Origin of the sequence: Nocardia flavorosea NBRC 108225 (assembly GCF_001613385.1) — a bacterium.
Classification (GTDB): Bacteria; Actinomycetota; Actinomycetes; order Mycobacteriales; family Mycobacteriaceae; genus Nocardia; species Nocardia flavorosea.
Genome location: NZ_BDCG01000002.1, coordinates 21418 through 34286, shown reverse-complemented (window position 1 = coordinate 34286; position 12869 = coordinate 21418). Strand labels below are relative to the sequence as shown.

Sequence of the window (12869 nt, the reverse complement as noted above, 5' to 3'; positions counted from 1 at the left end):
ACCTCCTCAGTCCCGCGGCAGCACGATATCGGGCAGCGGATGGCGGTAGAGCTGTGCCGCGTTCTCGCTACACATCTTGCGGAGCTCGGGCGCCGGGATCCCGGCCCAGTACTGTCCGATCACGTCCTGGGTATGTGGCCATGTGCCGTCACCGTGCGGGTAGTCGGTTTCGAGCATGATGTGGTCGACACCGATCACCTCGCGCAGGGCGATCGTGGACGGATCGTCGAGCGTGCAGAACCAGAAGTTGCGGCGCAGGATATCGGCCGGGCGCTCGTCCCAGCCCAGGCCGTAGCCGGAACGATCGATGATGTTGTTCAACCGGTCGATCAGCATCGGCACCCAGCCGATACCACCTTCGCTCATCGCGATTTTCAGCGTCGGATTGTCCTTCGGATATCCCGACCACAACCATTCGCTACATGCCCCGAGCGAGAGCTGGCCGAACATCGTGGCGCCCAGTTGGAGGCCGGGCGCGCCCTGCGGGTAGGAGTACATTCCCGAACTGCCCACATGCAAGGAGATCACCGTCTCCGTTTCGACACAGGCCCGGATGATCGGATCCCAGTATTCGCGCTCCCACAGCGACGGCAGCCCGATCGCATGGGGTCGTTCGGGGAGGGTGACCGAGGTGAATCCACGGGCGGCATTGCGCTCGATCTCGGCGACGGCCTCCATTGGATCGCCCAGGTAGGTGATACCGCCGGGGATCACGCGTGACGGATAGGCCAGATACCACTCGTTGTAGAGCCAGTCGTTCCAGGCCCGCACCGCCGCCTTGCCGACTTCGCGGTCGGCGGCGAAGGCGAACACCCGGCCGCAGAAACCGGTGATCTGGGACGGGAAATTGAGCATCGCCCAGATTCCGCCGAGATCCATATCCTTGACCCGGGCATCGATGTCGTAGCAGCCGGGGCGCATCTGCTCGAAGCGGAACGGCTCGTACTTCACCGATTCCGAGCGCCGCCCCGCCACCGCGTTCATGCCCACCTGGGAATAGGTCTTCCCTTCGAACTCCCAGATCTGCGCGCCTTCCGCGGTCTCCCGGATCTGTGGACCGCGCTCCCGCAACGCAGCCGGCATCCAGGTGTCGAACAGGTGCGGCGGTTCGACCACATGATCGTCGACCGAGATCACGGTGTAGCGGACGTCCGCCGGCTCGGGTTCCGGATCGAACAATTCGGGATCGAGTTGCTGCTGCGGTGCTTTCACGACGTTCTCCTCCACACAGCGGTGCGCTACCGGAAACGGCGCACATCTTGACTCAAGTATCTCTATGCGATACGGTCGTATTTCTTATTGATACCAAGGTAGGGGTGATCCATATTCCGGTCAAGACTCTGAGCGGACTGCTGCGCGGCCTGCAGGTGGTCGAAGCGATCGCCGCGGATCAGCCCGCCGGGCTGACCGAGCTCTGCCGGACACTCGGGGAGGACAAGAGCGCGATGCAGCGCGTCCTGGCGACCCTCCACGAAGCCGGATGGATCCGGCCGCTTCCCGATTCCCCACCGCGATGGGAACTCTCGGCGAAAATCGTCACGATGGCAGGACAAGCACACAGCACGTCCTCGCTACTCGCTCGCGCGCGTCCCGTACTGGCCGCCCTGCGCGATACCACCGGAGAGACCACTCACCTCGCGCTCCTGGAAGGCGGGAAGATCGTCGTCGCGACCGTCGCGGACGGTACCCATACGGTGCGAACCGCCCTGCCGATCGGCCAGGTTCACCCGCCGGAGACGAGCGCCGCCGGACGCGCGATCTTCGCGCACCTCCGCCCGGCCGAACGCATCGACCGCGCCGAATCGGCCGACGCGCTACCCTCCGCCACCGAATACGACCGGATCCGCACGCGCGGATGGTCGCTGTGCGAGGGCGCGGTCCAGCACGGCTCGACCAGCATCGGCGCGGCGATCTTCGATATCGGCGGAGCACCCCAGGGCGCGATCGTCGTCAGCGCGCCCGATACCCGGCTCACTCCCGACCGGTACGCGCGGACCGGGGAACTCGTCCGGGATGCCGCTCGCCGGTTGAGCGGCTCCACCGGCGAGTAGCGGCGCCCGGCCTCGATGACCCCCCGGCCCGCGATCTTCGATGCCGGAGGGGCAGACTACGTGCGACGTCGCGCTGCGAACAACAGTGGCGCAGCGCGACGGCAGCCACCGCAGACCGTCGACGCCCGAGAAGGACGACCCCGGTTATCGGCCACGCGGTCAGGCATAGTCCGCGAGGACGAGACGGATCACGTCCTCCACATTGCGTAGCGCCTCCGCGAAACTGATCCGCCCCGACGTCCACGAAGTGAGTGCGGTGAACATGGTGCCGCCGATGGCCAGCGAGGCCACCCGAGCCGTTTCCGGCGGCACCCCCTCCAGGAGATCGAACAGCGCGCCACGGTTGGCGGCGGCGCGCTGATCCAGGGTCTCGATCACGTATTCGTCCGTGGACGAGAACAATTCGATCTCCAGACGGGCGAAATGCGGGCCCCGCTGGAACGCCCGCATCTCCCGCCGGTACAGCCCCAGCACACGTTCGCAGATACTGCTGTCGTCCTTCGGACCGGGCGCGCGGCGTTCGGCTTTCAGTTTCTCCGACAGCCGGTTGTTCCAGCCGAGCATCGCCGCCGCCAGCAGCTGCTGTTTGGTGGGAAAATAGCGGTACAGGGTGCCCAGCGCGACCCCGGAACGTTCGGAGACCTCCCGCATCTGAATACGATCGGGCTCCATCTCGTGCAGCATCTCGATCACCGTCTCGGCCAACCGGCTGCGGCGCCCCAACTGGCCCGCAGTCATCGATTCGGTGGTCATCGGCAACTCGGCCCCACGGGAGGTCACGGTGGTGATACTAGCCGGACGGGTGGCACCCGCCCTCACTGCGTCCGCTCCCGCGGCAACCCGAGGATGCGCTCACCGATGACGTTGAGCTGGATCTCCGCGGTACCGCCGCCGATCAGCATTGCCGGTGTCGAAAGATACGCCGCGAGCGTGCGTCCGGCCTCCCCGGACTCCTGCGCCGCGGCGGGACCGGCCCATTCGATCATGGTCCGGGACAGTTCGACCTGATGTTGCGCCGACAGGTATTTCAGGACATTGCCTTCCGCGCCGGGTTCCAGGCCGGAGAGCCGTTTACGCAGAGCGCGGCGGCCGAGCGCTTCCAGCGCCCCCGAGGTCGCCGTCACCGTGCCGAGCGCCGGCAACGCGGCGGCCCGCTCCCCGGCCGGAAGCGCCGCCACCGCGGCGACCGGATCGAGCCGGATCCGGGCGCCCACCGCACCGGAACCCATCGCGATCCGTTCGTTGCCCAATGTGGTGCGCGCCAGCCGCCAGCCGTCCCCGGGCGCGCCGACCAGGCAATCGTCCGGTACGAAAACGTCGTCGAGGAACACCTCGTTGAACATCGACTCGCCGTTGGCTTCCCGCAACGGCCGCACCTCGATACCCGGTGTGCTCATATCGACCAGGAAGTAGCTGATCCCCGCCCGCTTCGCGGCGCTGCGGTCGGTACGGGCGAGGCAGACCGCCCAGTGCGCCTCCCGGGCATGCGAGGTCCACACCTTCTGGCCGTTGAGACACCAGCCGCCGCCGACCTTTTCCGCGAAGGTCCGCACGGCCGCGAGATCCGATCCGGCGCCCGGCTCGCTGAACAGCTGGCACCATTCGATCTCACCACGCAGTGTCGGTCCCACCAGCCGTTCCCGCTGGGCATCGGTGCCGTGCTGCAGGATCGTGGGCAGCGCCCACTCCCCGATCACCGTGGTGGGTTGCGCCATCCCGGCCCGCCGGAACTCCTCGGCGATGATCACCTGGGCGGTGGCGTCGGCGGCGCGCCCGTAAGGCGGCGGGTAATGCGGTGCCACCAGGCCGTGGCCGGCCAGGATCCGGCGCGCAGCCTTCTCGTCGGTGATATCCGGCCCCGCCGCTTCCGCGATCGCTGCCGCGACCTCCGCCCGCAACTCGGGTCGATCCTCGACCCCCACAGCCGGTGCCCGCTGGGTGACCAGGGCGAGCTCACCCGCGCGACGCGACCAGTCCCGGTGCGGGCCGAGCAGGGTGAACAGGCCGGTGGCACGCCGCCAGTACAGGTGCAGGTCATGGTCCCAGGTATTACCGATACCGCCCAGCACGGTGAGCGCATCCAAGGCGATACCGGCGGCCTCGGGCAGGCATTGCACGGCGGCCCGCGCCGCGGCGAGCGCGCTCTGCGGCCCGTCCGGTCCGTCCTCGTCGGCCGCGCACGCGCCGTCCCACGCCGCAGCGGCCAGTAGTTCCACCCGCAGGAACAGCTGGGCGCATTTGTGTTTGACGGCCTGGAACGATCCGATCGGCCGGCCGAATTGTTCCCGCACCTTCGCGTACGCCACGGCCGTGTCCAGGCACCAGCGAGCCAGGCCGACAGCTTCGGCGCTGAACAGGACGGCGGCCAGGCTGCGGACACCCTGGGTGGAGCAGGACAGGACATGCTCGTCCGGTACCACCAGGCCGTCCAGCTCGACCCGGCCGAGGTCGCGGGTGAGGTCCACACCCGGCATCTGCTCCCGGGTGATACCCGGCGAATCCGGCGGAACAACGAACCACACCGGACCTTCGGGTCCAGCAGCACCCAATACGAGAATATCCGCGCCCACACCACCGAGAATCGGGCCGCTGAGACCCGAAACCCGCAGGACACCGCCGTCTGACGTGGCCACCGGACCCGTCGCGTCGAGAGCGCAGGCCCCGGTGGCGCCGTCGACGAACCGGGCGAGCAGATCGTGCCGGGCCGCGGGTGGGCCGTGCCGGTCCACGAGCGCGCCGGCTGTCACGGTGGGCAGCAGGGGTCCCGGGATCAATCCGTACCCCGCCGCGTCGAGCGCCACGGCGAGCTCGACGATTCCGGCTCCCCCACCGCCGAACTCGGCCGGAAGGTGGATCGCGGAAATACCCTGGTGGCACAGTTTGTCCCAGATCGGCGGGCGTACACCGCGGGCGGAGAGGTCGGAATGTTCGCGGGTCAGCATGGTCGGCGCGGCCTGCGCGGCCAGTGCGGATATCGCCGCCATCAGGTCGGTGTGTTCGGTGGTCAGGCCTACGCAATTCGTTACCATCCGCGGCTAACCTTCCAGCTTCAGAACACGGCGCGCGTTCCCGGACAAGAACTTCGGCCACACCTCGTCACGGAACGGCACATCCGGCATCTCGTTCGCGATCCGCTCCAGCGACAGCCCCGCCGGGAAATAACCGGCGTAGATGATCTTGTCCGCGCCGCGGGTATTGGCGTAATCGATAATCGCCTTCGGGTAATGCTTCGGCGCGAACGCGGAGGTCGAATAGTACAGGTTCGGCCATTTGAGCATCAGTTTTACGGCCAGATCCTGCCAGGGCTCGCATCCGTGCCTGGTCACGAACACCAGGTCCGGGAAATCGAACATCACATCGTCGATGAGTTCGACATGCTGCACCGCGGCCCGCAACCGCGGACCCGGGATCCCGGCGCAGGCAAAGATCGGGATATCCAGTTCCACACATTTGGCGTAGATCGGGTACATCTGCGGGGCATTGAGCGCGACCTGCGGAAACGTACCCGCGGCAAAAGAACTCACGGAGCGGATTCCGAACTCCTCGAATTCGGCTTCCATCCGCCGCAGGGTTCCCATGATGTCATTGGGATCCACGGCGCTGCCCTGCGGTATGAAACGCTGCGGGTGCTGCTTCACCGCCCGGCGCCCCGACTCGCCGGCGACACTGACCATTCCCATCGTTATCCCGTGGCGGTCCATTTCCCGCAGCGTCACCTCCACGGGATCATCGGTCGGCAGATCCTGCGGTACACCCTTGAACATGTACTCGGCGGGAAAGGAGAACGACTCCTTGCTTTCGCGGTCCTTCGTCTGCCGGGTGATGAAGTCGTACTCGTTCGCCCCGGACTCACGGAAACCGATATGGGTATCGATGACCGGGAGACCGGCCCGGAAACCGCCGCGCGCCTCCTGCTCGCCGGTCATACGTGCACCGCCGCGGCGAACGACTCGCGCAACAGCACGTCGTTGGGCTCATCGGGCAGTTCCACCAGCGGCTGCGCCACTTCCGCCACGGTCGGACCGTACTGCCCGGCCAGCGGTGCCAGGGCGTCGAGATCGAAATCGTACAAATCGGCCGCGTTGCAGGCGAGCATCTGCCGCAACTCGCCGGGATCGACGTCGTGCATCACCTGGCGGAGGCATTCCCGGGTGAACGGGTAGGTCCCCTCCGAATGGGGATAGTCGCTACCCCACATGAATTTTCCGGAACCGAGCACCTCACGGGCCGCCATATCTTCCGCGGACGGCATACTCACACCGATCCAGCAGTTACGGCGGAAATACTCGCTCGGACGCAGCGGCAACTGTTCGTCCCGGCCGTACACGAGCTCACCGATCCGTCCCGACCGTTTGATGCGGTAATCGATCAGGTCGAGCTCACGCAGCAACCGCGGGGCCCATGCGCATCCTTGTTCGGACATCGCGAACTTCAGGTTCGGGAAACGTTCGAAAACGCCGGACAGAATGAACTGCACGAGGGGCCGCTGCGCGTAGAACGAGACCTCGGTGATGTAGAGCAACCCGGCCGTCTTGTACCGCCCGTAATCGGGCAACCCGTTACCGGCGTGGCTGTTCACCGGGACACCGAGCTCTTCGCACGCCCGCCAGATCGGGTCGTAGACCGGGTCGTACAGCGGTTTCACCCATTTCACATCGGGCGCCACATTCGGTATCAGAATGCCGCCGCGCAGACCGTTCTCCTTGATCCAATGCACATCCTCGACTGCGCGGTCCACATCGTTGAGGAAGATCTGGCCGACACCGGCACGCTGTGCCGGGGCATCGGCGCACCAGTCGGCCAGCCAGCGGTTGTGCGCGCGGATACCCGCGAGCCGGCGTTCGAAATCCTCGCTGTCCGGCGGCGCCGCCATCACGGCCGCACTGGGAAAAAACGGCGGCACAGTGTTCGGATAGATGACTTCGGCGACGACACCGTCGGTCGCCTGTTCGTTGATCCGGCGGTCGCTGTCCCAGTTGCGGGTGCGGCCGTCGTCCTGCAGATCCCGATACGGGTTGCGGTACCGGTTGCGCCAAGCATCGAATTCCTCGTGCCACCGGGGATCGAGGTACTCGCGGTAGGTGGCGTGGTCGGCGCCCGCATGGCAGTCGGCTGAGATCAGCGTGTACCGCTCGCCGGACTCGACAGCATGTGCAGACATCGGCATCCTCTTCCCATCTCACTATTGAAACACTGTTCTAGTTTACGAACTCGACGATACGTGCTTACCGCCGCAGATACACCACATTTCGCTATATTTCGAGAATACTGTTCTATTTCTGCATCTCAGGACCGCTGAGGCCGGCGACCTGAGAACACAGCGCACGGTGGCGCGTCCATCGCCGGCACCGGAAACCACCCACCCGGTGCCGACCGGACCCGGCCACACGGACCGCGCTGCCGGGCAGCGGACACCGGCAGCGATAAGCTCGGGCAGCTGGGCTCGTGTCGGCGACAACCTCTCGGAGGCTGCTGTGCACAGACGTCGGTTGACGGCTCTCGGGGCCGCGGTGGCGATCGCCGCCGCGGCGGCCACCGGATGCGGGATCGAGGAACCGGTGCCCGGAGCCACGACCAGCACGAGCCCGGCCGCACCACAGCCCGCCCGCGCCCCGGGGATCACCATTCCCGACGGGCGCGTGGAACATATCGTGGACCGGGTGGATCAGCGTGCGCAGGAGCTGATGAACAGCACCGGTATCCCGGGTATGGCGGTTGCCATCGTCGCCGACGGCGAGGTCGTGTACCAGGAAGGCTTCGGAGTCCGCGAGGTGGGCACCGAAGATCGAGTCGAGCCCGGTACCGTGTTCCAGCTGGCGTCGATGTCGAAACCGATCGGAGCGAGCGTGGTGGCCCGCGAAATCGCCGCCGGGCCCCTGGAATGGGATACACCGATTCGGCGGCTCGCGCCCTGGTTCGCGCTGAACGATCCCTACGTCAGCGATCACGCGACCATCGGCGATCTGTATGCGCATCGATCCGGGCTGCCCGATCACGCCGGGGACCAGCTCGAGGACCTCGGATTCGACCGGGCGCAGATACTGGAGCGGATGGCGCTACTGCCGCTCGCACCGTTCCGGGACACCTACGAGTACACCAACTTCGGGGTGACGGCGGCGGCCACCGCGGTCGCCGACGCAGCGCACACGGACTGGGCCGACCTGTCGAAACGCTCGATCTACGAGCCGCTGGGAATGACGGCCACCAGCTCCCGCTACGCCGATTTCGCAGCGGCCCCCGACCACGCGGTGGGCCATACCCGCGTGGGCGAGGACTACCGGCGCACCGAACCCCCACGACAACCGGACGCGCAGTCCCCGGCGGGCGGGGTCAGCTCGTCGGTGGCGGATATGGCGCGCTGGATGACGATGATCCTCGGGGACGGAGCGTACGAAGGCCGCGAAGTGATCGCGCCGGAAGCGCTACTGCCCGCAGTATCACCGCAGTCCGTATCGTCACCGCCGGAAACCCCGGACGCGCGCGCCGGTATGTACGGCTTCGGGTTCAACGTCGGCACCTCGGCGGCGGGCCGGGTGGTACTGAGCCATTCCGGGGCGTTCAACGCGGGCACGGCGACCGCGTTCACGGTGATCCCGTCGGCGAATGTGGGGATCGTGACGCTGACCAACGCCGCGCCGATCGGGGTGCCGGAGACCCTGAACGCCGAATTCGCCGATCTGGTGCAGTTCGGGGAGGTCCGGGAAGACTGGTGGGGGCTGTACCAGGAAGCCTTCGCGCAGATCGAGGGGCCCACGGGCGAGCTGGTGGGTGCGGAGCGCCCGCCGAACCCGGCGCCCGCAGGGCCGCTGGAGAACTATGCGGGGGTGTACGGAAACGACTACTTCGGTCCGGCCGAGGTCGCGGCGGAGGGTGCCCATCTACTGCTGACCCTGGGCCCCCGGAAGGTGACCGTACCGCTGCGCCACTGGGACGGCGATACATTCGTCTTCACCCCCACCGGCGAGGCCGCGAACCCGGGAACGATCTCCCAGGCACGATTCGAGGGCGACCGCCTGTGGCTGGAGTTCTACGATTCCGACGGATTCGGCACTTTCACCCGCTGACCTGCGAACGCCGAACCACCCAGCCGAACCACCCAGCCGAACCACCCAGCCGAACCACCCGGTCACCGGCGGCGTGATTCGCCGCCGGTGACCGATCGGTTCCCTTACTCGGTCAGCTCCCGACGTAGGCCGCCAGATGTTCGCCGGTGAGAGTGGACCGGGCGGCGACCAGATCGGTGGGGGTGCCTTCGAAGATGACGCGTCCGCCGTCGTGGCCCGCGCCTGGACCGAGGTCGATGATCCAGTCGGCGTGTGCCATCACCGCTTGGTGGTGTTCGATGACGATCACCGATTTTCCCGAGTCCACGAGCCGGTCCAGCAGGCCGAGCAGGTTTTCTACATCGGCGAGGTGCAGGCCGGTGGTCGGTTCGTCGAGGACGTAGATTCCGCCTTTCTCCCCCATCCGGGTCGCCAGTTTCAGCCGCTGGCGTTCGCCGCCGGACAAGGTGGTGAGCGGTTGCCCGACCTTGATGTAGCCCAGGCCGACGTCGACCAGGCGGTCGAGGATCTTGTGCGCCGCGGGGATACGGGCGTCACCGGCGCCGAAGAACTCCTCGGCTTCGGCAACCGACATCTCGAAGACCTCCGCGATATTGCGACCGCCGAAGGTGTAGTCCAGGACTTCGGCCTGGAAACGCCGGCCCTCGCATTCCTCGCACGGCGATTCGACGGTGGCCATGACCCCGAGATCGGTGTAGATGACCCCGGCGCCGTTGCAGGCCGGACAGGCGCCTTCGGAGTTGGAGCTGAACAGGGCCGGTTTCACCCCGTTGGCTTTCGCGAAGGCTTTGCGGATCGGGTCGAGCAGCCCGGTGTAGGTGGCGGGGTTGCTGCGGCGCGATCCCTTGATGGGGGTTTGGTCGACCATGGCGACGTCGTCGTGCCGGGCGACGGCGCAGTCGATCAGCGAACTCTTACCGGATCCGGCGACACCGGTGAGCACGACCAGCACACCGAGCGGGATATCGACGTCCACATTCTGCAGATTGTGCGAGTCGGCGCCGCGGACCTCGAGCGCACCGGAAGAGGTGCGGACCGAGGGTTTGAGGGCGGCACGGTCGTCGAGGTGGCGGCCGGTGATGGTGTCGCTGCCGCGCAGGCCCTCGATGGAGCCCTCGAACATCACCTGCCCGCCCTCGGTGCCGGCGCGGGGTCCGAGGTCGATGATGTGGTCGGCGATGGCCATCACTTCGGGTTTGTGCTCCACGACGAGCACGGTGTTGCCTTTGTCGCGCAGTTGCAGCAGTAGTTCGTTCATCCGCTGGATATCGTGCGGGTGCAGGCCGATGGTGGGTTCGTCGAACACGTAGGTGACATCGGTGAGCGAGGAACCGAGATGCCGGATCATCTTCGTCCGCTGCGCTTCACCACCGGACAGGGTGCCGGCGGGGCGTTCCAGCGACAGGTATCCGAGCCCGATCTCGACGAACGAGTCGAGGGTCTGCCCGAGCGCGGTGAGCAGCGGCGCCACCGAGGGTTCGTTCAGATCACGCACCCAGACGGCGAGATCGCTGATCTGCATCGAGCAGGCGTCGGCGATGCTGATGCCCTTGATCTTCGAGGAACGGGCCTCGGCGCTGAGCCGGGTACCACCACAATCCGGGCAGGTGTCGAAGGTGATCGCCTTGTCGACGAACGCGCGGATATGCGGTTGCATCGCTTCCCGGTCCTTCGACAGGAAGGATTTCTGGATGCGCGGGATGAGGCCCTCATAGGTGACGTTGACGCCCTCGACCTTGATCTTCGTGGGCTCCTTGTACAGGAGGTCGTTGAGCTGCTTCTTCGTGTACTTCCCGATCGGCTTGTCCGGGTCGAAGAAACCGCAACCGCGGAAGATCCGGCCGTACCAGCCGTCCATGCTGTACCCCGGGATGGTGAGGGCGCCTTCGTTGAGTGACAAGTTTTCGTCGTACAGGGCGGTGAGGTCGAAATCGGATACCGAGCCGCGGCCCTCACAGCGCGGGCACATACCACCGGTGATGCTGAAACTGCGGCGTTCCCGGACGGTCTGACCGCCCTTTTCCACGGTGACGGCGCCGGCGCCGCTGATCGAGGCGACATTGAAGGAGAACGCCTGCGGCGACCCGATATGTGGGGTGCCGAGCCGGCTGAACAGGATCCGCAACATGGCGTTGGCGTCGGTGGCGGTACCGACGGTGGAGCGGGGATCGGACCCCATCCGTTCCTGGTCGACGATGATGGCGGTGGTGAGCCCGTCGAGGACATCGACATCGGGGCGGGCCTGATTGGGCATGAAACCCTGGATGAAGGCGCTGTAGGTTTCGTTGATCAGCCGCTGCGATTCGGCGGCGATGGTGCTGAAGACCAGGGAACTCTTCCCCGACCCGGAGACACCGGTGAAAACGGTCAACCGGCGTTTCGGGATCTCGACGCTGACGTCTTTGAGGTTGTTCTCCCGCGCGCCGTACACCCGGATCAGATCGTGACTGTCGGCGAGATGCGGTTCGGACGTCTGCCTGCCGGTCTTCGTGGCCATACTCATCTGCTCTCCTGGTTTCCCTCTGCTGCTCATACCGCCCGCGCGGACCCCCACCGCCGTTGTCGTCCGGTCGATCCAACCAGAACGCGGTGACATTTTTCGTTGCGCCGGGCCGGGTGGTCGTGGTGGTCGCGAGCGTTCCGCTGCACCCGGGTGGGCACCGGATCCCCTCGTGGATCCGGTGCCCACCCGCTCGGGTATCAGATTCGCTGCCGGCGCCACCACGAGATGCGGACGCCCGGTCCGGTCAGCCGGCCTGCTGGATACGGATCATATTTCCGGCGGGATCGCGGACGGCGCAGTCGCGGATACCGTATGGCTGGTCGGTGGGTTCCTGGATGATTTCGACGTCACCGGCCTGGAGCCGGTCGAAAGTGCCGTCGAGATCCTCGGTGGCGAAGTTGATCCCGGCGTACGTGCCTTTCGCCATCATCTCGCTGATGACGCGGCGTTCGTCGTCGGTGATACCGGGGTCCACCGCCGGCGGGGTGAGCACGATGGAAGTACTGGGCTGGCCGACCGGCCCCACGGTGATCCAGCGCAGCCCTTCGTAGCCGACATCTTTGCGTACCTCGAAGCCGAGGAGATCGCGGTAGAAGGCCAGTGCCGCGTCCGGGTCGTCGTGCGGGAGGTAGCTGGAGTGGATGGTGAGGTTCATGACGACGACGCTAGCCGCGCCGCGGTGACCTGCGCTTCTCGATTCCTGATCGGTCTTGTCACCTGTTTGGCGACACAGCTCGGCATCCCGGCCGCTTCACCGTCCGCCTGCTGCCGGTAGGTGCTGGGGGGTACGCCGACCAGTTCGGTGAAGCGGGTGCTGAAAGTGCCCAGCGAGGAGCAGCCGACGGCGAAGCAGACCTCGGTGACGCTCATATCGCCGCGACGCAGCAGCGCCTTGGCACGTTCGATCCGCCTCGTCATCAGGTAACCGTAGGGCGATTCGCCGTACGCGAGGCGGAATTGGCGGCTGAGGTGGCCGGCCGACATATTGACGCCGTGGGCGAGTGCGGCGATGTCGAGGGGTTGCGCGAACTCGCGGTCCATCCGGTCCCGGACCCTCCGCAACAGCGCCAGGTCACGTAACCGGGGATCGGCACCGGGTTTGCTGGTCACGGCAGAAATCGTGCCACAATATGCGCGCGGTTGCCCAGCCCGGCGGCCGGGGTAGACGACGAGAAAGCCGAACAGGTCGAGGTCCTCACTGCGGGACACCGCACCGCCGAACATGGCGGACGCCGGGACTCCTGCGAGATC

The 12869-nt window shown here is 66.5% G+C and carries 10 protein-coding genes; 2 read left to right on the top strand and 8 right to left on the bottom strand.

Features of this window, described 5'->3' with window-relative positions:
- Window positions 1-6: 6 nt before the first annotated feature.
- Window positions 7-1212: an amidohydrolase family protein gene (locus NFL01S_RS00825; RefSeq protein ID WP_062971228.1), complete on the bottom strand. Its 1206-nt coding sequence runs from the start codon at window positions 1210-1212 to the stop codon at window positions 7-9.
- A 104-nt stretch (window positions 1213-1316) separates the two neighbouring features.
- Here NFL01S_RS00825 and NFL01S_RS00820 point away from each other — a divergent pair, with 104 nt between their 5' ends.
- A complete protein-coding gene (locus tag NFL01S_RS00820) occupies window positions 1317-2051 on the top strand; it encodes an IclR family transcriptional regulator (protein WP_062970454.1) in 735 nt (244 codons plus the stop codon).
- A 159-nt stretch (window positions 2052-2210) separates the two neighbouring features.
- On the opposite strand, the gene NFL01S_RS00815 is transcribed toward NFL01S_RS00820, so the two are convergent.
- The 4 genes from NFL01S_RS00815 to NFL01S_RS00800 form a co-directional block, all read right to left on the bottom strand.
- Window positions 2211-2804: a TetR family transcriptional regulator gene (locus NFL01S_RS00815; protein WP_062970453.1), complete on the bottom strand. Its 594-nt coding sequence runs from the start codon at window positions 2802-2804 to the stop codon at window positions 2211-2213.
- A 62-nt stretch (window positions 2805-2866) separates the two neighbouring features.
- Complete coding sequence (locus NFL01S_RS00810) at window positions 2867-5080, bottom strand: acyl-CoA dehydrogenase family protein (protein WP_062970450.1); 2214 nt, start codon at window positions 5078-5080, stop codon at window positions 2867-2869.
- A gap of 6 nt (window positions 5081-5086) precedes the next feature.
- Window positions 5087-5977 carry an amidohydrolase family protein gene (locus NFL01S_RS00805; protein WP_062970448.1) on the bottom strand — a complete coding sequence of 297 codons (891 nt, stop codon included), beginning with the start codon at window positions 5975-5977 and terminating at the stop codon, window positions 5087-5089.
- Window positions 5974-7212 carry an amidohydrolase family protein gene (locus NFL01S_RS00800; RefSeq protein WP_062971226.1) on the bottom strand — a complete coding sequence of 413 codons (1239 nt, stop codon included), beginning with the start codon at window positions 7210-7212 and terminating at the stop codon, window positions 5974-5976. The genes NFL01S_RS00805 and NFL01S_RS00800 overlap by 4 nt, the downstream gene beginning before the upstream one ends.
- Window positions 7213-7540: 328 nt before the next feature.
- Between NFL01S_RS00800 and NFL01S_RS00795 the strand changes: the two genes are divergently transcribed.
- Window positions 7541-9115 carry a serine hydrolase gene (locus NFL01S_RS00795; RefSeq protein ID WP_210744343.1) on the top strand — a complete coding sequence of 525 codons (1575 nt, stop codon included), beginning with the start codon at window positions 7541-7543 and terminating at the stop codon, window positions 9113-9115.
- A gap of 112 nt (window positions 9116-9227) precedes the next feature.
- On the opposite strand, the gene NFL01S_RS00790 is transcribed toward NFL01S_RS00795, so the two are convergent.
- From NFL01S_RS00790 to NFL01S_RS00780, 3 genes are all read right to left on the bottom strand, one after another.
- Window positions 9228-11618, bottom strand: coding sequence for an ATP-binding cassette domain-containing protein (locus tag NFL01S_RS00790; protein WP_062970444.1), 2391 nt, complete (start codon window positions 11616-11618; stop codon window positions 9228-9230).
- Window positions 11619-11862: 244 nt separating this feature from the next.
- Complete coding sequence (locus NFL01S_RS00785; protein WP_062970442.1) at window positions 11863-12273, bottom strand: VOC family protein; 411 nt, start codon at window positions 12271-12273, stop codon at window positions 11863-11865.
- Window positions 12270-12659: a helix-turn-helix transcriptional regulator gene (locus NFL01S_RS00780; protein ID WP_245670493.1), complete on the bottom strand. Its 390-nt coding sequence runs from the start codon at window positions 12657-12659 to the stop codon at window positions 12270-12272. Before NFL01S_RS00780 ends, NFL01S_RS00785 begins: the two co-directional genes overlap by 4 nt.
- Window positions 12660-12869 lie beyond the last annotated feature (210 nt).